The 23,278-nt window shown below is 65.8% G+C and carries 19 protein-coding genes and 1 riboswitch; of the genes, 14 read left to right on the forward strand and 5 right to left on the reverse strand.

Annotation, left to right across the window (positions count from 1 at the left end):
* Window positions 1-17 precede the first annotated feature (17 nt).
* Genes QK290_RS01775 through rsmD form a run of 3 tightly spaced genes read left to right on the forward strand, consistent with a single transcriptional unit; the run spans window position 18 to window position 3,891 of the window.
* Window positions 18-1,028, forward strand: a complete 1,011-nt coding sequence (locus QK290_RS01775; protein ID WP_282329030.1) for a DAK2 domain-containing protein — start codon at window positions 18-20, stop codon at window positions 1,026-1,028.
* On the forward strand, window positions 1,018-3,300 hold the full coding sequence (locus tag QK290_RS01780) for an ATP-dependent DNA helicase RecG (RefSeq protein WP_282329031.1): 2,283 nt from the start codon (window positions 1,018-1,020) through the stop codon (window positions 3,298-3,300). Before QK290_RS01775 ends, QK290_RS01780 begins: the two co-directional genes overlap by 11 nt.
* A 9-nt stretch (window positions 3,301-3,309) precedes the next feature.
* A complete protein-coding gene (gene rsmD, locus QK290_RS01785) occupies window positions 3,310-3,891 on the forward strand; it encodes a 16S rRNA (guanine(966)-N(2))-methyltransferase RsmD (RefSeq protein ID WP_282329032.1) in 582 nt (193 codons plus the stop codon).
* Between the two features lie 3 nt (window positions 3,892-3,894).
* On the opposite strand, the gene QK290_RS01790 is transcribed toward rsmD, so the two are convergent.
* Window positions 3,895-4,683, reverse strand: a complete 789-nt coding sequence (locus QK290_RS01790; RefSeq protein WP_282329033.1) for a fused MFS/spermidine synthase — start codon at window positions 4,681-4,683, stop codon at window positions 3,895-3,897.
* Window positions 4,683-5,912: an aminotransferase class I/II-fold pyridoxal phosphate-dependent enzyme gene (locus tag QK290_RS01795; protein WP_282329034.1), complete on the reverse strand. Its 1,230-nt coding sequence runs from the start codon at window positions 5,910-5,912 to the stop codon at window positions 4,683-4,685. Before QK290_RS01795 ends, QK290_RS01790 begins: the two co-directional genes overlap by 1 nt.
* 43 nt (window positions 5,913-5,955) lie before the next feature.
* On the opposite strand from QK290_RS01795, the gene coaD reads away from it, so the two are divergent.
* From coaD to ftsY, 7 genes are all read left to right on the forward strand, one after another.
* Window positions 5,956-6,456 carry a pantetheine-phosphate adenylyltransferase gene (gene coaD / locus QK290_RS01800; RefSeq protein ID WP_282329035.1) on the forward strand — a complete coding sequence of 167 codons (501 nt, stop codon included), beginning with the start codon at window positions 5,956-5,958 and terminating at the stop codon, window positions 6,454-6,456.
* 124 nt (window positions 6,457-6,580) lie between these two features.
* Window positions 6,581-7,105: a DUF177 domain-containing protein gene (locus QK290_RS01805; protein WP_282329036.1), complete on the forward strand. Its 525-nt coding sequence runs from the start codon at window positions 6,581-6,583 to the stop codon at window positions 7,103-7,105.
* A 36-nt stretch (window positions 7,106-7,141) separates the two neighbouring features.
* On the forward strand, window positions 7,142-7,345 hold the full coding sequence (gene rpmF / locus QK290_RS01810; RefSeq protein WP_009356569.1) for a 50S ribosomal protein L32: 204 nt from the start codon (window positions 7,142-7,144) through the stop codon (window positions 7,343-7,345).
* 21 nt (window positions 7,346-7,366) lie between these two features.
* Entirely contained in the window at window positions 7,367-8,107 is a 741-nt protein-coding gene (gene rnc / locus QK290_RS01815; RefSeq protein WP_282329037.1) for a ribonuclease III, read from the forward strand.
* An 8-nt stretch (window positions 8,108-8,115) separates the two neighbouring features.
* Window positions 8,116-9,063, forward strand: a complete 948-nt coding sequence (gene mutM / locus QK290_RS01820; protein WP_282329038.1) for a bifunctional DNA-formamidopyrimidine glycosylase/DNA-(apurinic or apyrimidinic site) lyase — start codon at window positions 8,116-8,118, stop codon at window positions 9,061-9,063.
* A 140-nt stretch (window positions 9,064-9,203) separates the two neighbouring features.
* On the forward strand, window positions 9,204-12,794 hold the full coding sequence (gene smc, locus QK290_RS01825; RefSeq protein WP_282329039.1) for a chromosome segregation protein SMC: 3,591 nt from the start codon (window positions 9,204-9,206) through the stop codon (window positions 12,792-12,794).
* A gap of 55 nt (window positions 12,795-12,849) precedes the next feature.
* Complete coding sequence (gene ftsY / locus QK290_RS01830) at window positions 12,850-14,058, forward strand: signal recognition particle-docking protein FtsY (RefSeq protein ID WP_282329040.1); 1,209 nt, start codon at window positions 12,850-12,852, stop codon at window positions 14,056-14,058.
* Between the two features lie 77 nt (window positions 14,059-14,135).
* Here ftsY and QK290_RS01835 read toward each other — a convergent pair whose 3' ends face one another.
* Window positions 14,136-15,377: an MFS transporter gene (locus QK290_RS01835; protein ID WP_282329041.1), complete on the reverse strand. Its 1,242-nt coding sequence runs from the start codon at window positions 15,375-15,377 to the stop codon at window positions 14,136-14,138.
* 226 nt (window positions 15,378-15,603) lie between these two features.
* Between QK290_RS01835 and QK290_RS01840 the strand changes: the two genes are divergently transcribed.
* Both QK290_RS01840 and QK290_RS01845 read left to right on the forward strand, forming a co-directional pair.
* The gene (locus tag QK290_RS01840) at window positions 15,604-16,953 is read left to right on the forward strand and encodes an ammonium transporter (protein WP_282329042.1); all 1,350 of its coding nucleotides are present in this window, start codon (window positions 15,604-15,606) and stop codon (window positions 16,951-16,953) included.
* A complete protein-coding gene (locus tag QK290_RS01845; RefSeq protein ID WP_056349123.1) occupies window positions 16,950-17,288 on the forward strand; it encodes a P-II family nitrogen regulator in 339 nt (112 codons plus the stop codon). The genes QK290_RS01840 and QK290_RS01845 overlap by 4 nt, the downstream gene beginning before the upstream one ends.
* 78 nt (window positions 17,289-17,366) lie before the next feature.
* Here QK290_RS01845 and QK290_RS01850 read toward each other — a convergent pair whose 3' ends face one another.
* Window positions 17,367-18,770, reverse strand: coding sequence for a glucose-6-phosphate dehydrogenase (locus QK290_RS01850; protein WP_282329043.1), 1,404 nt, complete (start codon window positions 18,768-18,770; stop codon window positions 17,367-17,369).
* An 88-nt stretch (window positions 18,771-18,858) separates the two neighbouring features.
* On the opposite strand from QK290_RS01850, the gene ffh reads away from it, so the two are divergent.
* The gene (gene ffh, locus QK290_RS01855) at window positions 18,859-20,439 is read left to right on the forward strand and encodes a signal recognition particle protein (RefSeq protein WP_282329044.1); all 1,581 of its coding nucleotides are present in this window, start codon (window positions 18,859-18,861) and stop codon (window positions 20,437-20,439) included.
* A gap of 103 nt (window positions 20,440-20,542) precedes the next feature.
* Window positions 20,543-21,277: an alpha/beta hydrolase gene (locus tag QK290_RS01860; RefSeq protein WP_282329045.1), complete on the forward strand. Its 735-nt coding sequence runs from the start codon at window positions 20,543-20,545 to the stop codon at window positions 21,275-21,277.
* Between the two features lie 4 nt (window positions 21,278-21,281).
* Here QK290_RS01860 and thiC read toward each other — a convergent pair whose 3' ends face one another.
* The gene (gene thiC, locus QK290_RS01865; protein ID WP_282329046.1) at window positions 21,282-23,099 is read right to left on the reverse strand and encodes a phosphomethylpyrimidine synthase ThiC; all 1,818 of its coding nucleotides are present in this window, start codon (window positions 23,097-23,099) and stop codon (window positions 21,282-21,284) included.
* Window positions 23,094-23,202: riboswitch (TPP riboswitch) on the reverse strand. (Overlaps the previous gene by 6 nt.)
* Window positions 23,203-23,278: the final 76 nt, after the last annotated feature.

The raw sequence follows: 23,278 nt of genomic DNA on the forward strand, positions 1-23,278 counted from the left end.
CCGCCAACGCGCAAGCGATGAAGCGGTGGTTGGACAAGGCTGAAATCGCCGTTGCCAACCACAGCGACCGCCTCAATGCCATCAACATCTTCCCCGTGGCGGACGGTGACACCGGCACCAACCTTTACCTCACCGTGCGGGCGGCCGCCCGTGCCCTGCGCAGCGACCCGGCAGGGCAGGACGAGGCAGTCCCTGCTGATGCTGGCCAGTCGGATGTCGGGGCAGTGCTGGCGCACGCCGGCCGGGCCGCGATGGAGCAGGCCCGGGGCAACTCCGGAACCCTCTTCGCGGTCTTCCTCTGCGCTGCGGCTGAACCCCTGGCCGGTCACACCCGCCTGACGTCTACCCTCCTGGCCGCCGCGCTGAACCGTGCCCAGATCCGGGCCTGGTCCGCGTTGAGCGACCCCGTCCCAGGCACCATGCTGTCGGTCATGGAGGCCGCCGCCCGGGCCGCCGCGGCGGTGGACGCCGGGCACAATGGCGACGACAGTAACCAAGCCCTGGGCAAAGCCCTCGACGCTGCCGTCAACGGTGCATTAGAAGCCGTCGTCAGCACCGAGAGCCAGCTGGCCGCCCTTGAAGCCGCCCATGTGGTCGATGCCGGGGGCGTTGGCATGCTGCTCATCCTTGACTGCCTGCGTTCAGCAGTCCTGGGCGAAGGGCTGCAGGGCGAACTCCTCGACGGGCTCCACGGCTATGACGTCCAGGACCCCCACATCCACACTGATATGCCGGTTGACGACGGCGTTGAGGTTATGTGCACCATCAGCCTGTCGCCGCTCAGCGCGGCCACGCTGCGCCAGCGACTCGACGAAATCGGCGAGTCCGTCATCATGAGCCAGGTGGACAGCCTGGCAGATGCCGAGGGCAGCTACCGGTGGCGGGTCCACGTGCACGTCTCCGACGCCGCCCCGGCCGTCGCCCTGATCCGTTCCCTCGGCGAACCCAGCGACATTTCGGTCAGCGAACTCGCCATGGCCCGAGATCCCGAACCAGCTCCGGTGAACTCCAGTGGGCATGAGCGCTGAACTGGACCTGGGCCTGGAACGCCTGATCGGAAAGCGGTCAGCTTCGGCCATTGAGAAGCATCTGGGCATCACCACAGTCGGCGGCCTCCTGAATTACTTCCCGCGCCGCTACCTGAACCGCGGTGAACTGACGCCCATCAGCGAGTTGCCGCTGGATGAAGAGGTCACGCTTTTTGCGCGAGTGCTCTCCAACAGCACGCGCAAGATGCATACGCGGCGTGGTTCCATTACCGACGTTGTGATCACCGACGACGCCGCCTCCCACGGCCGTCCGCGCCTTTCCTCGGTCGGCCCCGGCAGCGGGCACGGCACGCTCAAGATCACCTTTTTTAGCGGACACCGGGCACAGGCGCAGCTCCTGCCGGGCCGGCGCGTGATGTTCTCCGGCAAGGTGACGCGCTACGGAGCGTCCCTGGGCTTGACCAACCCGGATTTCCACCTCCTCGACGAGGACCCGGACATGCCGGCCATGGAGCCCGCAAAGCTCGCCGTGATGCCCATCCCGGTCTACCCGGCCACCGCAAAGCTCACCAGCTGGTCGATTCAGAAAGTCATTTCCACGCTGTTGGAAACCGTGGATCTGGATGCCCTGCCGGATCCGCTGCCGGAGACGGTCGCCGCGCGGGAAAAATTCCTCCCCGTGGCCGAGGCCTACCGGCTCATCCACAAGCCGGAAACGCAGGCTGACTGGAAGAAGGCCCAGGAGCGATTGCGCTACCAGGAGGCCCTGGTCCTGCAGGCGGCTCTGGCCCGGCGCCGTGCCCAGCTTGCGGCCGAGGAAGCCACGGCGCGGCGCCCGGCCACGGACGGGCTGCTGGCGGCGTTCGACAGGCAGCTGCCCTTCACGCTCACCGGCGGCCAGGCCGCCGTCGGAAAAACGCTTGCCGCAGAACTGGCGCAGGACAGCCCCATGAACCGGCTGCTGCAGGGCGAGGTCGGCTCGGGCAAGACCATCGTCGCGCTGCGGGCCATGCTGCAGGTGGTGGATGCCGGCGGGCAGGCTGCGCTTCTGGCGCCAACGGAGGTCCTCGCCGCCCAGCATTTCGATTCCATCCGGCGGACCCTGGGCTCCCTGTCCCGCGACCCCATTCTGTCCCCTGACGGGCTGCTGGGCAGCCTGGCCGAAGGGGCCGTGCAGGTCACTCTCCTCACCGGCTCCATGCCCACCGCCGCCCGGAAACGGGCCATGCTGGACGCCGCATCCGGCGCGGCCGGGATCGTGATCGGCACGCATGCGCTGCTCAGCGACAACGTCGCGTTCTACGACCTTGGCCTGATCGTGGTGGACGAACAGCACCGGTTCGGCGTGGAGCAGCGGGACGTCCTGCGGTCAAAGGCCAACAAGCCGCCGCACCTGCTGGTCATGACGGCCACGCCCATTCCACGCACCGTGGCCATGACGGTCTTCGGCGACCTTGAAACCTCCGTCCTGGACGAACTGCCCGCCGGCCGGGCGCCGATTTCCACGCATGTGGTGGGCCTGGCCGAGAATCCCGGCTGGGCCGACCGCATCTGGTCCCGATCCCGTGAGGAAATCGACGCCGGGCACCAGGTGTACGTGGTGTGCCCCAGGATCGGAACGGACGACGACGGCGACTTCAGCCCGGGGGAAGCGGAACCTTCCGCGGCTGACCTGGCGAGCGACGGCGGTGGGCGGGAGCTCGCGTCGGTGACCGCCGTCGTCGAACATCTCCAGCAGGAGCCAGCCCTGGCCGGTGTGCCCCTTGGGCCGATGCACGGCCGTTTGGACACCGCAGTGAAGACCGCCGCGATGGCCGACTTCACCGCCAACCGGACCAAGCTCCTGGTCTCCACCACCGTTATCGAAGTCGGCGTCGACGTCCATAACGCAACGCTGATGGTGATCCTCGACGCCGACCGCTTCGGCATTTCCCAGCTGCACCAGCTGCGCGGCCGGGTGGGCCGCGGCGGGCTTCCCGGAACGTGCCTGCTGGTCACCACCCTGGAACGCGGACACCCGAGCCGGCGCCGGCTGGACGCCGTGGCGGCAACCACCGACGGCTTCGAGCTGTCGCAGGAGGACCTGAAGCTGCGCCGCGAGGGCGACATCCTGGGCGCGTCGCAGTCCGGCGGCCGCTCCACCCTGAAACTGCTGCGCGTGCTGGAGCACGAGGACATCATTGCGCAGGCGCGCCAGGACGCCCAGGAAATTGTGGCCGCTGATCCTGCCCTGGCACGGCATCCGCGGCTGGCGGAGGCCATCGACGAATACTTGAACCCCGAGAAGGAGGCGTTCCTTGAGCGCGGATAGGAGGCGGCCATGAGCCGCATCATCGCGGGCGCTGCAGGCGGGACCCCTCTGGTGAGCGTTCCCGGCTCCCTCACGAGGCCCACCACCGACCGTGTGAAGGAGGCGCTGTTCTCCCGGCTCGACGCCTTCGGGATCATTGCAGGTGCCCGGGTCCTGGACCTGTACGCAGGGTCCGGCTCGTTGGGCGTGGAGAGCGGCAGCAGGGGCGCTGACACCGTTGACCTTGTGGAATTCGATGCCAAGGCCAGTTCCGTGTGCCAGCGCAACGCGGACCTGATCAACGGTGTACTGGGCCGCAAGGCCGTGACGGTCCACCGGTCCAAGGTGGAGTCCTTCCTGGAGCGCGCGGCGGAGACGTCCAGCTGGGACCTGGTGTTCCTGGACCCGCCGTATCCGCTGGATGATCCGGCCCTGACGGCGGTACTGGGCAAACTCGCCGATCATCTGGCCCCGGCGGCCGTGGTGGTGGTGGAGCGGTCCACGCGTTCACCGGAGCCGCTCTGGCCAGCCGGCCTGGAACGGTTCGCGGAGAAGAAGTACGGCGAAACACGGCTCTGGTTCGCGGAGCCTCCGGTGCTTCCGGAGGACTGAGATTCAGCCGGCGAGCCCATCCAGGTCCACGCCGGCGAGAACCTTCGCAGGGTGCGGGCCCCGTGCCGTCAGTTCGGCCGTCCAGGCTTCGGGCCACGGAGTCTGCGTTCCGGCGAGGATGATGTTGCCGGGGTAGCGGCCCGCGAACATCCCGGTTTCGGCGAAGGCGGCAACGTCCGCCATGGCGCTGCGCATGGCGGCAGCCTGACTCCGCACCAGGGTCAGCCCGGGTTCGTCGCCCACGTTCACGATCAGCAAGCCTTCCGGTGCGAGGCGTGCCCGGACCTCCTGGTAGAACTCCTGGCAGGCGATGTGGGCCGGGGCTTCCGGACCAGAGAAAATGTCCAGGATCACGACGTCGAAGTGAAGTTCAGGGTCCAGGTCCGCCAGGGCGTCGCGGGCATCGCCGATCACGGAATGCAGGTCGGTTCCGTCAGGAAGGTGGAGTTGCTGCAGGACAAAGTCGAGGAGCTCGCGTTCCAGCTCCACCGCATACTGGACGGATCCAGGCCTCGTCGCCTGCACATAGCGGGCCAGAGTCAGGGCTCCAGCCCCAAGATGCAGGGCTGTGATCGGCTGACTTTTGGGCGCGGCGAGGTCCACCAGATGGCCGATCCGTCGCAGGTACTCGTAGAAGATCTCCTCAGGATGCGCCAGATTAACGTGGGACTGCTCGGCCCCGCCGATGCTCAGCACGTAGCCGCCGTCGGTGAAGGCGTCGGGCTCGATGGAGGCGTGCTGGCCAGTGGTCCGCAGGAACCGCGTGGATCGTGTGCCGCCAGGCTCCGACATCAGAGCTTTCCGCTGAGGGTTGCCAGCCTGGCGGAGGCCTCCTCGAGGAGCTCAACTTTCTTGCAGAACGCGAACCTGAGCAGGCTCCGTGTCCGTTCCGCGCCCTCCGGGTGACAGAAGACGGGGACGGGGATCGCGGCCACTCCCACCAGTCCGGGCAGCCTGCGGGCCAGGTCCACGGAGTCGCCAATGCCAAGGGGTGCGGTGTCCACCGTGACGAAATAGGTTCCCTGCGGCGTGTAAACGTCGAATCCTGCGGCGCGGAGGCCCTCGCTGAGGATGTCACGCTTCTTCCGGAGACTTGCCGACACGCCCCGGTAAAACTCGTCCGGCAGCGCGAGGCCGGCCGCAATGGCCGACTGGAACGGTGTACCGGAGCTGTAGGTCAGGAACTGCTTGACCGTGCGGACAGCCGCCACCAGGTGTTCCGGGCCGGTCAGCCAGCCGATCTTCCAGCCGGTGAAGGAGAAAGTCTTTCCGGCGGACGAGATGGTGATGGTCCGCTCAGCGGCACCAGGCAGCGAGGCGACGGGAATATGCCTGACCCCGAAGGTGAGGTGCTCGTACACCTCATCGGTGACGATGAGGCAGTCATGCTTTGTGGCAAGCTCGACGACGCGCTGCAGGACATGACGGGGGAAGACGGCGCCGGTGGGGTTGTGCGGATTATTCAACAGCACCACCCTGGTGCGGTCGGTGAAGGCCGCTTCCAGCGCGGTCATATCCGGGTAAAAGTCCGGAGCCAGCAGCGGGGCCGTGACGTGGGTGGCGCCGGACAGGCCGATGACGGCGCCGTACGCGTCATAAAACGGTTCGAAAGTCAGCACCTCATCGCCGGGGCCGACGAACGCCAGCAACGCTGCGGCGATCCCTTCGGTGGCGCCGGTGCTGATGATGACCTCGGTCAACGGGTCCGGGGTCAGCCCGTAAAAACGCTCCTGGTGTGCGGATACGGCCTCACGCAGTTCCAGGATGCCCTTGCCGGGCGCGTACTGGTTGGCTCCGGCTTCGATGGCGGCCACCGCGGCCGCCTTGATTTCCAGCGGTCCGTCCTCGTCAGGGAAACCCTGCCCGAGGTTGATGGCGCCGGTCTGCGCCGCCAGCGTGGTCATCTCCTCGAAGATGGTGACGCCCAGTTGGCCGGCGGGTCCCAGCAGGTTGGCGCCTGAGGCGGTGCGCTGCCACGGGGCAGGCATTGTGGACATGGAAAGGTCCCGTGGTGGATGCATCCAGTCATGGTATCCCGGCCACCCCATGCGGTAGGTTCGGTGGATGAGACGCGCTGTCTGCCCCGGATCCTTTGACCCCATTCACAACGGCCATCTCGAGGTCATCGCCCGTGCCGCGGGCCTCTTCGATGAGGTGATCGTGGCGGTGTCGACCAATTATGCGAAGAAGTACATGTTCAGCCTGGGGGACCGCCTGGATATGGCGCGCGAAACCCTGGCGTCCCTCAAGGGCATTGTGGTGGAACCGGTGGGCGACGGTCTTTTGGCCGAGTACTGCCGCCAGCGCGGGGTCTCCGCGATCGTCAAAGGTCTCCGCTCGTCCTCGGACTTCGACTATGAACTTCCGATGGCTACGATGAACCGCCAGCTCAGCGGCGTCGAAACGGTGTTCCTGCCGGCCGAGGCGCACTACCTGCATTTGTCATCCACCCTGATCAAAGAAGTGGCCGGTCTGGGTGGCAGCGTGTCCGACTATGTTCCCCGGTCGGTGCATAAAAGGTTGCTCGCGGGCGGGTCTGCGTCCGATCAGCTGCCAAGAGGGTAGGCTAGTCCGGTACTTCGACGGCCGTCCGTCGCCTGGTTTGAGTCCCTGCGGTTCTTCAGGCTAGGATGGTACGTCGGTCATATGTTCAACAGGAGTTCTCATTAAACGAGATGCTAGTTCGCCCTTGGCGTTCGACGTCAAGGATATCGGGCGCAGCCCGGGAAGCATGCGGACACTGAAAGAACATGTACCCGCACCAAGTGACCTTGGTGTGGCACTCATTGGCGTTCAGGAAGGCTCGGACATCGAGCTGGATCTGAGGCTTGAGGCCGTACACGAAGGAATTCTGGTATCAGGAACCGCGGTCGCCGAAGTAAAAGGCGAGTGCGGACGATGCCTGGATCCCCTTGCGTATGACCTTGAGGTCAATGTGCAAGAACTTTTCTTCTACGAGGGCGTTCAGTTCTCCGACGGAGAAGACGAAGAAGAGCAATATCGAATCGAGTACGATCTAATCGATCTTGAGCCGGTGTTGCGGGACGCAGTTGTAACCATGCTGCCGTTCCAGCCGGTGTGCCGGGAAGACTGCCAGGGCCTTTGCTCCGAATGCGGAGTACGCCTGGAAGACGAGCCGGGGCACCACCACGAGGTCGTAGATCCTCGCTGGGCTGCCCTAGCTGACTTGGCTAAGCCTGACCGGCAAAACTGATTTGTAAGTGTTTTTCTAGAGAGAAATGAGTTAGCCGTGGCTGTCCCGAAGCGGAAAATGTCTCGCTCGAATACCCGCGCCCGCCGCTCCCAGTGGAAGGCAACTGCCCCCCACCTGGTGAAGACCGTAGAGAACGGCCAGGTTACTTACAGCCTGCCGCACCAGGCGAAGGTCGTTACCGACTCGGCTGGCACTGCGTTGTTCCTTGAGTACAAGGGCCGCAAGGTCGCAGACGTCTAATCGGCCGCTTGGGCTGACATGATGTCTTCAACTGAAGAGCTTCTGAAGCGTCTCGGTGTCTCCATTGACGCCGGGACGCTTCGTCTTGCTCTCACACACCGTTCCTACGCCTACGAAAACGGCGGCATCCCCACCAACGAGCGGCTCGAATTCCTGGGCGACTCCATCCTGGGCTTCTCCGTGACCGATGCCCTGTACCGGGACAACCCCACCCTCCCAGAGGGCGACCTTGCCAAACGCCGCTCTGCGGTGGTCAGCACCCGCGCCCTCGCCGGCATTGGCCGAAGCCTCGGCATCGGGGATTACATCTACCTGGGGCAGGGCGAAAAGCTCACCGCGGGCAAGAACAAGGCTTCCATCCTGGCGGACACCATGGAAGCACTCATTGGTGCCACCTACGTGTCCAACGACATTGAGACTGCCCGTCAGCTCGTCATGCGCCTGATTGGCCCGCTCCTGAAGGATGCTGCCGCCCTCGGCGCCGGCACCGACTGGAAAACCAGCATCCAGGAACTGGCAGCCAGCAGGCAGATGGGCACTATCTACTACGCCGTTGAGGGGGCGGGGCCGGACCACGCCCGGACCTTTACAGCGGTCCTGAATATTGGTGGCAAACCGTACGGCAACGGATCAGGCCACTCGAAGAAGGAAGCGGAACAGGAAGCTGCCGCGGACGCCTGGCGTCAGCTCTCCGGAACTCCCGGAGCCGCCGCTGCCCCTGCAGCGGAGGGCGCATCACCAGAGTCTTCCCGCAGCGTATAGGCTGAGCCGTGCCCGAACTGCCTGAAGTTGAAGTGGTCCGCCGTGGACTGGTGAGTTGGGTCCGCGGCCGAACCATCACAGGGGTAGACGTGCTGGACCCGCGCTCCCTCCGCCGGCATGCAATGGGCCCTGAGGACTTCAGGGGCAACCTCCAGGGCACCACGGTTGTGGACGTTGTGCGCCGCGGAAAATTCCTGTGGATGCCGCTGAGCGAGGCTGCGGAGTCCGCTGGCGCACCCCGCGTCGCCCTGATGGCCCACCTCGGGATGAGCGGTCAGCTCCTGATGCAGGACGGCGAAGTGCCGGACGAGAAACACCTCAAGGTCAGGCTGCGGCTGAGCCCCGTGGCCGGAATGCCTGAACAACTCAGGTTTGTTGACCAGCGGATTTTCGGCGGGCTGTTCGTCACCGGCATGATTCCCACGGACGACGGCGGCCCTGGCGGCCAGTCCGAATCTCCCGTTGCGCTGATCGCTGAGGAAGCTTCCCACATCGCCCGGGACCCGCTGGACCCGGCGTTTTCCTTTGACCTTTTTTACGGCAGGCTGCGCAAGCGCAGGACGGGCCTCAAACGCGCGTTGTTGGACCAGGGACTCGTCTCAGGAATCGGCAACATCTATGCCGATGAGGCCCTGTGGCGGGCAAAGCTGCACTACGCCAGGCCCACCGATACGCTGCGCCGCGGCGACGCGGAACGGCTCATCACCAGCTCCCGCGAGGTCATGCTGGATGCTCTGGCGGCAGGGGGCACCAGTTTCGATGCGTTGTACGTCAACGTCAACGGCGCCTCTGGTTATTTTGACCGCTCCCTGAACGCCTACGGGCGGGAAGGCAAACCCTGCAGCCGTTGTGCCGCCGTCGGAATTCACTCCACGGTCCGCCGCGAGCAGTTCATGAACCGGTCCTCATACTCCTGCCCGGTCTGTCAGCCGCGCCCGCGCAACGGACGCTGGTAGCCCGCCGCGCCCTGCCGGGCATGATCGGGCGCTGTCCGGTGCAGGGACAGACACCCGGAAATCCGCGGCTTTCCGCTATAACACAGTAGATTTGGGGCAGCAAAGCAGCCGCTTCAGCCACTCAGGAGACCAGAAACACCTTGCACCTCAAAAGCCTTACCGTCCGTGGGTTCAAGTCGTTTGCATCGGCCACAACCTTCGATTTTGAGCCTGGCATCACGGCAGTGGTGGGGCCGAACGGCTCCGGGAAATCCAACGTGGTGGACGCACTCTCCTGGGTGATGGGGGAGCAGGGAGCCAAAACGCTCCGCGGCGGCAAAATGGAGGACGTCATTTTTGCCGGGACCTCCGGGCGCCCGCCGCTGGGCCGGGCCCACGTATCCCTGACCATCGACAACACCGACGGCGCCCTGCCCATCGAATTCAGCGAGGTCACCATCTCGCGGACCCTCTTCCGCACCGGGGGCTCTGAATACGCTATTAACGGTGCCAGCTGCCGCCTGCTCGACATCCAGGAACTGCTCTCGGATTCCGGTATGGGCCGGGAAATGCATGTCATTGTGGGCCAGGGGCAGCTGGACAAGGTCCTGCACGCCACTCCGGAGGACCGCCGCGGCTTCATTGAGGAAGCCGCCGGGATCCTCAAGCACCGCCGCCGCAAGGAAAAAACGGTCCGCAAGCTTGAGGCCATGCAGGCGAACCTGCAACGGCTGAGCGACCTGACGGGGGAGATCAGGCGCCAGCTCACGCCACTCGGCAAGCAGGCCGATGTGGCGCGCCGCGCCCAACGGGTCCAGTTCGACGTCCGCGACGCACGCGCGCGGCTGCTGGCCGACGACCTCGTCCAGCAACAGAATTCACTTGAGCAGGACGTGGCCGACGAAACGGCACTGAAGGCCCGCCGTGCGGTGGTGGAGCAGCAGCTGGAGGCGGGCCGCCGGCAACAGGCAGCCGTGGAACAGCTCGCAGCCGAGGCAACACCAAAGCTCAACGCCGCCCGGGATACCTGGTACCGGCTCTCCGCTTCCAGGGAACGGCTTCGTTCCCTGGGCTCGCTGGCCCAGGAACGCGGCCGCCTGCTGGGCGCCGTTGATGCCGAACCGTACTCGGGCAGGGATCCCGAGCAGCTGGAACGGCAGGCCGTCCGGGTCCGGGATGAGTTGATGGAGATGGAGCGCCACATCCTTGACCGGCGCAGCGCGCTGGACTCGGCGACGGCGGCGAAGAACGCTGCCGAACTCGAGGCGTCTGCCGAGGAGAAAAGGCTGACTGCCGTCCTCCGGGCCGCAGCGGACCGCCGCGAGGGCCTCGCGAAGCTTGCCGGACAGGTTGGTGCCGCACGATCGCGGGTTGAATCCGCGCAGGCCGAACTGGGCAGGCTGCGGGAATCACTCGCCGCCGGACAGGAACGCCGCCGCCGGGCCCAGTCGGAGTTCACCGCCCTGGAAACGCAGGTGGCGGGGGTCGAGGAAGGGGAGGAAAGCCTGGACGCCGACTACGAGGACGCCAGCGCAGAGCTCGACGCCGTTGTGCAGGAGATTGCCGAGCTGACGTCCGTGGGGGGAGACGCTGTCCGCGAACGTGACGCCCTCGTGGCCCGCCGGGACGCGCTGCAGCTTGGCCTCAACCGCAAAGACGGCACGGCGCACGCCCTCGACTCCGGACTGGATGGCGTTGCGGGAGCGCTTGCCTCGAGCCTGACTATTCAGCCGGGGTATGAGGCCGCGATTGCCGCGGCGCTGGGCGGGGCCTCCGAAGCGATCGTGGTCCGGGATCCTGACGTGGCCGCCGTCGTGGTTCAACTTCTTAAAGACGACGATGCGGGGCGTGCTTCCCTGCTGCTGGCGTCTGCTGTGCCCGTGCGGGACGCGACCTCCGGCGCGGGCGAGCTCCTGCCGGCAGGCGCACGCTGGGCTGTGGACTTGGCATCCGCCGAGGGCGGGGCCGCCCTTGCGGTGGCCGCGCTCTTGACCGGGGTGGCAGTTGTTGAAGACCTGGTCGGTGCGGGGCTGCTGGTTGCCGAACGGCCCAACCTGACAGCCGTGACCCGGGCCGGGGACGTGTTCACCGCGCTTACAGTGACCGGAGGCTCGGCAAAGGCGCCGTCCCTGCTTGAGGTGCAGGCCGCCGTGGACGACGCCGAGGCCCGGCTGGCTGTTGTCACCGCGGACCTGGAACGGAACCGGTTCGCACTGGCCGGCGCCGAGGTCCGGCGCACCGAGGCCCGGACGAGAGCGGAGGCTGCCCTGGACCGCCTGCACGATTCCGACGCCCGGCTCGCAGCCGTGGCCGAAAAGCTCGGCCACCTGAACTCCATCCTGCGCAGCGCCGTCGGTGAAAGCGACAGGCTGGCCACTTCGCTGGCCAGGGCGGAGGCCAATGTTGTGACAGAGGAGCAGACGCTCGCCGCCGTTGCCGCGCGCCTGGCTGCGGCGCAGGAGGCGCCGGCTGAAGAGGAACCCTCCACCGAACAACGTGATGCCCTCGCTTTGGCGGCGTCGTTGGCCAGGTCTGCGGAGATGGACGCGAGGCTTTCGCTGCGCAGCACGGAAGAGCAGCTGACCGCCACGAGCAACCGGGCCCTATCGCTGGAACGGGCAGCGGCCACCGAACGACGGGCGCGTGAAGAGGCTGCCGAACGGGCGCGCCGCCGTCGGATCCAGGCCCAACGGGCGGCTGCTGTCTCCGCTGCGGTGGAGTTGGCAATCCGGTTCATCGATGTTTCTGTTGAGCTGGCCCGGCATGAACGTGACCTCGCCGAAGAGAACCGGGAAGACCGGGACCGGGCGCTGCTGGCGACCCGGACAACCAATGATGCGCTGGCCCGCGAACTGGCGGAACTGACGGACTCGGTTCACCGGGACGAACTGGTCCGCGCCCAGCAGCGGGCACGGATTGAGGCCCTGGAAACGCGGTCCATCGAGGAACTCGGGATCACGCCGGACGTGTTGGTGGCGGACTTCGGCCCGGACGTTCCCGTGCCCGTCCCCGCAGAGGAAAGCGGCGACAAATGGGCGGCTCTGCGGACCCCCGTGGACGACGACGGCACACCGGTCCCCGACGGCAAGCCCTTTGTCCGCGAGGAGCAGGAGAAGCGCCTCCGGAAAGCCGAAAGGGACCTGTCAGCCCTGGGCAAGGTCAACCCGCTGGCGCTCGAGGAGTTCGCCGCCCTGGAGGAACGGCACCAGTTCCTCAGCACCCAGCTGGAGGACCTGAAGTCCAGCCGCAAGGACCTGCTGGACATCATCAAGGAAGTGGATGACCGGGTCCAGCGGGTCTTTACCGAGGCCTTTGAGGACACCCGGGGCCAGTTCGTCCACGTCTTTGAACGCCTCTTTCCCGGCGGCGAAGGCCGGCTGGTGCTGACGGATCCTTCGGACATGCTCACCACCGGAATCGAGGTCGAAGCGCGACCCGCCGGCAAGAAAATCAAGCGCCTCTCACTGTTGTCAGGAGGAGAACGGTCCCTCACCGCCGTCGCCCTTTTGGTTGCTATCTTCAAAGCCCGCCCCTCGCCGTTCTATGTCATGGACGAGGTTGAAGCGGCCCTTGATGACACCAACCTCGGCCGGCTCATCACCATCTTCGAAGAGCTGCGGGAGTCCAGCCAGCTGATCGTGATCACGCACCAGAAGCGGACCATGGAAGTGGCTGATGCCCTGTACGGCGTCACCATGCGCGGCGACGGCGTGTCCACCGTCATCAGCCAGCGGCTGGGTGCCGACGTATAGCGCCCGTGCAGGTGGCGGCCCCGAACGCCTGCCACGTTTGTGAGAAGCTAGGGGAGTGAATGACATCCTCCCCATTATTCTGTCCATTGTTGCTGCCCTGGCGGTTATTGGCGGGCTGATCCCGGTCCTGTTGAAGACGCGGAAGAACATCACCCAGTACCCGGGGACGCGCGACGCCAATGATCCCGCCACCCCGCAAGGCGGGGGAACACTGCTCGAGGACGCGCCCGTGGTTCCGGCCGAGCGCAGCGCTCCCGCCGGCGTCGACCTCGAAGACCTCGAAGTCACCGATGTTCCTGATGACGTGGCAGGCCTGGAAATCATCCAGGTTGAAACCCCCCTTCCTGTTGCCGGCCGCCTGACCCGCCTCCGCGAGCGTCTGGTCCGGTCGAACAACATCCTCGGCAAGAGCCTGCTTGCGTTACTCTCCAGCGACAAGATCGACGAGAACGTCTGGGATGAAGTGGAGGAGACCCTCCTGCTGGCCGATCTCGGTACCGAACCCACCATGCAGCTGGTCGACGCCCTCCGGGAGCGCGTGAAAATACTCGGCACCAGGACCCCCGAGCAGGTCAAGGCTCTGCTCCGCGAGGAACTGATCAAGCTGGTGGATCCCACCATGGACCGCGCGCTGCGCACGGACAGGCATGCGGACAAGCCGGCCATCGTGCTGGTGGTGGGCGTCAACGGCGTGGGCAAAACCACCACCGTGGGCAAGCTCGCCCGCGTGCTTGTTGCCGAGGATAAGGACGTCCTGCTCGGCGCCGCGGACACCTTCCGCGCCGCGGCCGCCGAACAGTTGGCCACGTGGGGCCAGCGTGTGGGTGTACCCACCGTGAAGTCCGACGTCGACGGCGCGGACCCAGCGTCCGTCGCCTATGAGGCGGTCAAGGCGGGTATTGAGCAGGAAGTCGACGTTGTCATGATTGACACCGCCGGCCGCTTGCAGAACAAGACCGGCCTCATGGACGAACTCGGCAAGGTCAAGCGTGTCATCGAAAAGCTGGCGGAGGTGGACGAGGTCCTGCTGGTTCTGGACGCCACCACCGGCCAGAACGGCCTGAACCAGGCCCGCGTCTTCGCCGAGGTAGTGAACATCACCGGCATTGTCCTGACCAAACTGGACGGGACCGCGAAGGGTGGCATCGTGGTGGCCATCCAGAAATCACTCGGCGTGCCGGTCAAGCTGATCGGACTCGGCGAAGGCGCCGATGACCTGGCCCCGTTCGAAGCCGAGACCTTTGTGGACGCCCTGCTGAACTAGGGACCGGGTCCACACCGGATCGACACAAAATGAGGGGTGAGATCCCGCCGCTAAGCCGAAGCTTTAGTGGTGGGAACTCACCCCTCAATTCGTTTAAGCGACTCTCGCGTCACAGCCCAGCAGGCCGCCGCGAGCACCAGCACACCGCCGGTGACCCCGAACGCCCAGCCGTAGCCCAGCCGGTCTGCCAGAACCCCCACCAGGACCGGTCCGGCAATGGCACCGACGTCCGAGGTCATCTGGTAGACGGCCAGGACGCGCCCGCCGGACCGCTCATTGCCGATGACATCCGCGACGGCAGCCTGCTGGGCAGGTCCCAGCAGTCCGGACCCCACCCCGGCCACAACCGAGGCGGCCAGGAACCAACCCAGGTGGGACGTGAAGCCGATGGCGGCCGTGGCGAGACCGGCGACCAGGAGCCCGCCGACCATCAACGGCCGCCTGCCCAGGCTGTCCGCCAGCCGGCCGGAGAATGTCAGCGCTGCGGCATTGCCGGCAGCAAAAACGGCCAGCGCCAGGCCGGCAGCCTCCGGACCGGCGCCGAGCGCAGCAACCGCAAACAGCGGGACGGTGGCCATCCGCACACCGAACGTGGCCCAGCCGTTGGCGAAGCTGGACATCAGTGCCGAGCGGTACGCACCAACTTGCCAGGCCTCGATGAACGGCATGTCAGGGGCGCGGCCCACCGTGGACCGGTCCGCCGACGGCGCATGGCTGAGCTGGGTCTGCACCACGGCGGCAGCAAGGATCAGCGCGGCCGCGTAGCAAAGGAACGGGACCCGCAAGCCGAATCCAGCCAGCAGCCCGCCCACCACCGGGCCCAGGACGCTGCCGATCAGAAACGCGGATGCGTAGGCGCCGGATACCCTGCCCCGGCTTTGCGGCGGCGCCAGCCGCACCACAAGGGCCATGGAAGCCACCGTGAACATCACCGAGCCCACACCGCCAAGCCCCCGGAAGACCAGGAGCTGCCAGTAGTCCTGGGCAAAGGCGCACGCCGCGGTTGAAACCGCAACAATCAGCAGCCCCGCCACATAGATCGGCCGTTCACCCCAACGGGCAATCAAGGCCCCGCCCGCCGGCGCGAACACCAGCCGCATGAAGGCGAAGATGCTCACGATCACGGCGGCGGCCGTCGCCCCGACGTCGAAAGTGGTGGCGAACTGGGGCAGGACCGGCGCCACCAGCCCAAACCCGAGGGCAATCAGGAACGCCGCAGCGAGCATCACCTTGATGTCGCGCGGCAGCGTGGGCCTCTGCGGGCGGACAACTGACAAAATCCGCGTTGTGGCGCGGCTCACGCGTGATGGTGCCGTCATGGGGCGGTTTCCTTGCAAGGTAGGCAGCCGAGGGTCGGCGGCAGTGGTGAAACATAACCGTAACAAGCCAGATATGCACCATTTACTTCCGGGAGGTTGTTGTAACAAGCCAGCAATGAAAATCCTCTGCGGCCGAAACACCGCAGCGACAGACTCGATGCAGGACGCAAAAGGCGTTAGTAAGGCGGAGTATTCCGCAGCATCGATCACAGGGAGGACGTGCACCATGGAACTTACCGCAGGTCACGTATGGCTAATGGTGGCAGCAGCACTCGTGCTGTTCATGACACCAGGTCTGGCATTTTTCTACGGCGGCATGACGCGCGCCAAAGCTGCACTGAACATGATGATGATGAGCTTCATCTCCATCGGCATGGTCGGCGTAGTCTGGGTGCTCTGGGGCGCTTCGATGAGCTCCGGCGAGGGGTTCCTGCAGATCGTCGGGAATCCGTTCGCCACCTTCGGCCTTGAAGGCATCACCAGCCCTGACGGGCTCATCAAGGTCGGCTATGCCGCCACCTTCGCCATCATCACCGTCGCCCTCATCAGTGGCGCGATCGCTGACCGCGCCAAGTTTGGCGCCTGGACCGTCTTCGTCCCCGTCTGGGTCACCCTCGTCTACTGCCCCCTGGCCTACATGGTCTGGGGCGGCGGCCTCTTCGGCCCCGAAGGCGCCATTGGCCAGGCCCTCGGCCCGGCCATCGACTTCGCCGGCGGCACCGTGGTCCACATTAATGCCGGTGTGGCAGCCCTCGTACTCGTCCTGATCATCGGCAACCGCCGCGGCTTCGGCAAGGACCCCAACCACCGCCCGCACAACATCCCGTTCGTGATGCTGGGTGCAGCCATCCTGTGGTTCGGCTGGTTCGGCTTCAACGGCGGCGCGGCCACCACTGCTGAGCAGGGCGGCCTGATCTGGGTGAACACCCTCGCAGCCCCGGCCGCGGCAATGCTCGGCTGGCTCGTCACAGAACGCATCCGCGACGGACACCCCACCTCCCTTGGGGCAGCCTCCGGTGTGGTTGCCGGCCTGGTTGCCATCACCCCTGCCTGTGCCAACGTCAGCCCGGTGGGCGCGCTCGGTCTCGGTGTCGTCGCCGGTGTCGCCTCGGCCCTGGCCGTCGGCCTCAAGTTCCGCTGGGGCTTCGATGACTCCCTGGATGTTGTGGGCGTTCACTTGGTCTCCGGCATCATCGGAACGGTTGCCCTGGGCTTCATCGCCCTCCCCGCCGACGGTGTGGGCGGCGGCCTCTTCTACGGCGGCGGCGCGGCCCAGCTTTGGGCCCAGCTCGCAGCGGCAGGCATCGTCATCGCCTACTCGGCGACCCTCACGGCGATCATCGCCTTCGCCATCCACAAGACCATGGGCTTCCGGGTATCCCAGGAGCAGGAAGCTGTTGGCGTTGACCTCAGCCTGCACGCCGAAACGGCGTACGAGTTCGGAGTGGGCGGCCACGGCGGGAGCTTCCAGCCGTTTCACGAACTGATCACGGGCAAAGGCTCTGCCGCTGACGGCGAAGCAGCCGGCACCAAGAAGACTGAACCGGCAGCGGGCAAGGAAAGCGTGGAAGCATGAAACTGATCACAGCCATCGTCCGCCCGGAGAAGCTCGAAGCCATCCGGGAGGGCCTGGAGTCCTACGGCGTCCAGGGGCTGACGGTCAGCGCGGCCAGCGGCTACGGCCGCCAGCGCGGCTACACGGAGGTCTACCGCGGAGCTGAATACAACGTGGACCTCCTGCCCAAGATCCGGGTTGAAGTCCTCGCCACGGACGAACAGGCCGATGACATCCTGGACGTCATCATCGCCAGCTCCAACACCGGCCGCGCGGGCGACGGCAAAGTCTGGACCGTGGACGTCTTCGAAGCCGTCAGGGTCCGCACGGGAGAACGCGGCGTCGCCGCCATCTAGCTGTTCCAGAAGTTGATCCACACGAAAGAGCGGGCAGGGAACCTCAAAAGGTTCCCTGCCCGCTCTGTTTGTTCTGGCCTACTCAGCCGGCGCGGAACCTGGCCATCCGGCGGGACCGGCCGAACCGGCGTCGTACTTTTCCAGCGGCACCGTGCCCCGCTGCCAGGCCTTCAGCACCGGCTCAAGAATCCGCCAGCACTCCTCCGCTGTGTCACCGCGCACCGAGAGCAGCGGATCCCCGCTCAGGACGCCCTCGAGCACTTCGCCATAGGGCAGCAGCTCAGAAGCGCTCAGCTCCGCATTCAGTGTTGTGCGGCTCAGGCTGAACATGCTGCCGGGACCGTTGACGTCGACGTCGAAGGCCAGGGTATCGGGCCCGAACCCGATCCGCAGCCGGTTAGGGGAGTCCACGCCCGTGAAGCCCGCCGGAAGGTGCGGTACGGGCCGGAAGGTGACCACGGCCTCCTTCCGTCGCACACCGAGGGCCTTGCCCGAACGCAGAATGAAAGGGACCCCCTTCCATCGCCAGTTATCGATGTCCACGCGGACTTCCGCCAGAGTCTCCGTTCCACGGGATGCGTCCACGCCTTCTTCCTGCACATAGTCCGGGACCTTCCTGCCGGCAATCGAACCCGCCGTATACGTGGCCCGGCGCGTGGATTTTGCGTAAGGGGCGCTGATGCTGCTGGCGCGGAGCACGGCCGCGATGGCGTCCCGGAGGTCCCGCTCCCCGAGGGTGGCCGGCGGCTCGATGGCCATGAGCGCCATGATCTGCAGCAAGTGGCTCTGGATCATGTCGCGCAGGGCGCCTGCATTGTCGTAGTACCGCGCCCTGCCCTCCAGCGCCAGGTCCTCGTCGAAGATGATCTCGACCTTTTCCACATGCTCGCGGTTCCACACGGGTTCCAGGAAATTATTCGCAAAGCGCAGGCCCAGGATGTTCAGCACCGTCGCTTTCCCCAGGAAGTGGTCCACCCGGTGGATGTGGTCCTCCGGCACCAGAGCGGCGAGTGTGCGGTTAAGGGAACGGGCGGAGGATTCACTGGAGCCGAAAGGCTTCTCCATGACCAGCCGTGTTCCGGCCGGAACCTGGTCACGGTGCAGCGACTCGCAGGCCAGCTGGCTGACATGGGGAGGCAACGCAAAATAGATCGCAGTGGGACCCTCCAGCCCGGACAACAGTCCCGCCAGGGCTCCTTCCGCCGTAACATCAAGCTGGTGGTAAGCGGTGGCCTTAGCCAAGGCGGTGAGGGCCTTTTTTCCAACCGTGTTGGCGGCCTCCGCAGCGGGGGCGAAGGCCTTGCGGACCCGGGTACGCCACTGTTCCGACGTCCAGGCGTCGGATCCGGCGCCCACCAGGGTCAGGCCATCAGTCCGGCCGGTAGCCACCAGCCGGGCCAGTCCCGGCAGCAGGAGGCGGCCGGTCAGATCGCCTGAGGCGCCGAGAATGAGCAGGGTTTTTACACTTGTTTGGCTCGTCACCCTGCCAGCATGCCATCCGGCAAGCCCGACTTGGTACCCTAGATAGTCGAGTCCCCCCTGTAAATCCACTGAAAGAAGTGCGCGGCGCGTGTTCAATTCACTCTCTGACCGGTTGACAGCAACCTTCAAGAATCTCCGTGGCAAGGGCCGCCTCACTGAGGCCGACGTTGATGCCACAGTCCGGGAAATCCGTCGCGCCCTCCTGGATGCCGACGTCGCCGTTTCCGTGGTGCGTGAATTTACGGCCCGCATCCGCGAGCGTGCCCTCGGGGCAGAGGTTTCGGGGGCGCTGAACCCCAGCCAGCAGATCGTCAAGATCGTCAATGAGGAGCTCGTTGAGATCCTCGGCGGCGAGACCCGCCGCATCCGCCTGGCCAAGTCCGGCCCCACCATCATCATGCTGGCCGGCCTCCAAGGTGCAGGTAAGACCACCCTGGCGGGCAAGCTCTCCAAATGGCTCAAGGCTCAAGGTCACAGCCCCCTCCTGGTGGCATGTGATCTTCAGCGGCCCAATGCCGTCACTCAGCTCCAGGTTGTGGGCCAGCGTGCAGGCGTGCCCGTTTTCGCGCCGCACCCCGGAGCCACCTCGGAACTGGAGCACCCCGCCGGTGACCCGGTCGCCGTCGCCCGCGCCGGCGTCGAGGAAGCCCGCCAGAAGCTGCACGACGTTGTGATAGTTGATACCGCCGGGCGCCTTGGCGTTGACGCCGAGATGATGGAGCAGGCGGGCCAGATCCGCCGCGCCATTGTCCCCAATGAAGTGCTGTTCGTGATTGACGCCATGATCGGACAGGACGCCGTGAACACGGCTGTCGCGTTTGACGAGGGTGTGAACTTCACCGGAATCGTGCTGTCAAAGCTCGACGGCGACGCCCGCGGTGGTGCCGCACTGTCGGTCGCGTCGGTCACCGGTAAACCGGTCATGTTCGCCTCCACCGGTGAGGGCGTGGATGACTTTGAGCTCTTCCACCCGGACCGCATGGCCTCCCGCATCCTGGACATGGGTGACGTCCTCACTCTGATTGAGCAGGCCGAGAAGAACTGGGACAAGGACGAAGCCGCCCGGATGGCGAAGAAATTTGCCGACCAGGAAGACTTCACGCTGGACGACTTCCTCTCCCAGATGCAGCAGATCCGCAACATGGGCTCCATGAAGAAAATGCTCATGATGATGCCCGGTGCGCAGAACATCCGCGGGCAGCTGGAGAACTTTGACGAGCGCGAGATCGACCGGGTCGAAGCGATCGTCCGTTCCATGACGCCGCACGAACGCGTCGCCCCGAAGATCATCAACGGCTCCCGACGGGCACGCATCGCCCGCGGTTCAGGCGTGCACGTCTCCGAGGTCAACGGCCTGCTGGAGCGCTTCGGCCAGGCCCAGAAGATGATGAAGAAGATGGCCCAGGGCGGCGGCATGCCCGGAATGCCGGGGATGCCCGGCATGGGCGGCCCCGGCAGCGCGCGGAAGGGCGGCAAGAACGCCCCGAAGAAGAAGGCCCGCTCAGGCAACCCTGCCAAGGCTGCCCAGGAGCTCAAGGACGCCGAAGCCCGTCGGGCCGGCGCGGCTAAGGCTCTCCCCACGGGGGCGGCGTTCGGCCAGCAGGGCGGCGACTTCGACCCTTCCCAGCTGAACCTGCCCAAGGGATTCGACAAGTTCCTCGGCAAGTAACCACCCCGCCCGGCCGGGTAGCTGCAGGTGTTGTATTGAGCACTCACGCCGACACTTACTGCTGCCCGATCGGGATGTCGGCGCCGTGGAATAGGGTTGGGGCATGTTCAAACAGCGGGTAGTGTTCGTGCACGGCGCCGGACCTTTCGGTGCCGCGGCGTGGCCGCACCAGCACGGAATGGCGCTGACGTACGACGCGCTGTTCCTGCGGCGGCACGGCTTTGACCCCGTCGCTGAGCCCCTGGAGTCCTCGTTCGCCGAAGACACCGCCATCATCCTGCGCTCACTGGCCGATGACGGCCGCGGTGCCGCCGGCGGCCATGTTGTGGCCCACGCCGAGGGCGCCATTGCGGCCATGATGGCCGCCGTCGAACGCCCTGACCTGGTGTTTTCCCTGACGCTGATTGAACCGGCGTGCTTGTCTCTGACAGCCGAACTGCCGGCCACGTCTGCCCACAGGGCACTGATGCAACCGCTGTTCGATGCCCGGCACCAACTCAGTGATGATGATTTCCAGCGTGAGTTCGTGCGGAGAATGTTCGCGGCAGACCTGCAGGAGCCCGCCACGCCGGAGGAAAAACGGTCGGCGCGCCGGCTCCGGTTGCAGGCGCCGTCCTGGGAGGCCCCGCTGCATATTGTTCCAGGCGTCCCCACCATGGTCCTGACGGGCGGCTGGGAACCGCTCTACGAGGAGATCGCCGGATATCTGCAGGAAACCGGTGCCCTGCACCGCATTGCTGCGGGAGGACACCGGCCCCAGGACTCTGCCGAAGGTGACCGTGCCATCCGGTCCTTCATCGCCGACGTCGGCAGGTCACGCTCGGTTCAGGCTTCCTGAGCCGTCAGCTCCCGGCCGGAATCCGAAGCTCCGGGAGGTAGACCTTCCCGCCGGCGGCCAGGAACTCCGCACTCTTTTCGCGCATCCCGCTGTAGGCCTCGGCGATGGCCGCCTGCGAATCTGCGGAACCATATTCGTCCCTGATGTCCTGGCTGATCTTCATCGAGCAGAACTTCGGGCCGCACATGGAGCAGAAGTGCGCCGTTTTCGCCGGCTCGGCCGGCAACGTCTCGTCATGGAAGGCCTCCGCCGTGACCGGGTCAAGGGACAGCGCGAACTGGTCGCGCCAGCGGAACTCGAACCGGGCCTTGGACAGGGCATCGTCCCGTTCATGGGCGCCGGGGTGGCCCTTGGCCAGGTCGGCTGCATGGGCAGCGATCTTGTAGGTGATCACCCCGGTCTTCACGTCGTCCTTGTTCGGCAGGCCAAGGTGCTCCTTGGGCGTGACGTAACAAAGCATGGCGGTGCCGTACCGGGCGATTTCGGTGGCGCCGATGGCGGACGTGATGTGGTCGTAGCCCGGGGCAATGTCCGTAACCAGCGGCCCCAGCGTGTAGAACGGGGCGCCCTTGCAGAGTTCCTGCTGGCGTTCCACGTTCTCCCGCACCAGGTGGAACGGGACGTGCCCGGGACCCTCCACCATGACCTGCACATCGAATTCCCAGGCCCGCTGCGTAAGCTCCGCGAGCGTGTCCAACTCGGCAAACTGGGCGGCGTCGTTGGCGTCCGCCGTCGCTCCCGGGCGCAGTCCGTCGCCCAGGGAGAACGCGACGTCGTACTTGGCGAAGATCTCGCACAGCTCGTCGAAGTGCGTGTAGAGGAAGTTCTCCTGGTGGTGGGCCAGGCACCAGCCCGCCATGATCGCACCGCCCCTTGAGACGATGCCGGTGACGCGGTTGGCCGTCAGCGGCACGTAACGCAGCAGCACACCGGCGTGGATAGTCATGTAGTCCACGCCCTGCTCGCACTGCTCAATGACGGTGTCGCGGAAGATTTCCCACGTCAGTGCGTTGGCCTCGCCATTGACCTTCTCCAAGGCCTGGTAGATGGGCACCGTGCCAATGGGCACGGGGGAGTTGCGGATGAGCCATTCCCGCGTGGTGTGGATGTCATCGCCGGTGGAGAGGTCCATCACCGTGTCGGCGCCCCATTGGGTGGCCCACTGGAGTTTGTCCACTTCCTCGGCAATGGAGCTGGTCACCGCGGAGTTGCCGATATTGGCGTTGATCTTGACCAGAAAGGCCTTGCCGATAATCATCGGTTCGGATTCCGGGTGGTTGATGTTGTTGGGGATGATGGCGCGGCCGGCAGCGACTTCGCTGCGAACCAGTTCCACGTCACAGTTCTCGCGAAGGGCAACGAACTGCATCTCGGTGGTCACCACACCCTGCCGTGCGTAGTGCATCTGGGTGACGTTCCGGCCGTCGACGGCGCGGCGGGGCACGGGCTGTGCCCCCTTCCACTCCGCAGAGGCTGCGCCGCGCCGCACGGCCGACTTGCCGTCGTCGAGCAGGTTCCGTTCCCGGCCGCTGTAGGGCTCGGTGTCGCCGCGGGCGGTGATCCACTCCGAGCGGAACGGGTTAAGGCCCACCACCGGATCGCTGCCCGGCCCGGCCGTGCGGTAGGTCCGGAAAGGCCCGTTCGCCGAGCCGTTCGGCGACGGTTCCAGCGCGATCTCGGTCACGGGAACCCGGATCCCGGTGGCGTCATCCGTGATGAACGCCAGCGAGTGGGACTTCAGTGACTGGGTGTCAGGCTGGAGCGTGTGATCCTCGTCGGCGTCACTGTGGGCAGGGATCAACTGTGTTTCTTGTGTATTCAATGAATACTCACTTCCTTCGCCGGCATTACCCGGACAGGTTCAACGGTCGCAGGCGGCGTCAGCCCGATCTCAGCCCCTGCAAGGGGCTCCCGTGTGGTCAACTCGAAAATACCACAGGCCGAGGGTGGCCGGTGACGGCAATCACAGGACCGGGATCGCAATCTGCCCGTCCAGCCACT

Origin of the sequence: Pseudarthrobacter sp. AL07, from assembly GCF_029960665.1 — a bacterium.
In the GTDB taxonomy this organism is placed as follows: Bacteria; Actinomycetota; Actinomycetes; order Actinomycetales; family Micrococcaceae; genus Arthrobacter.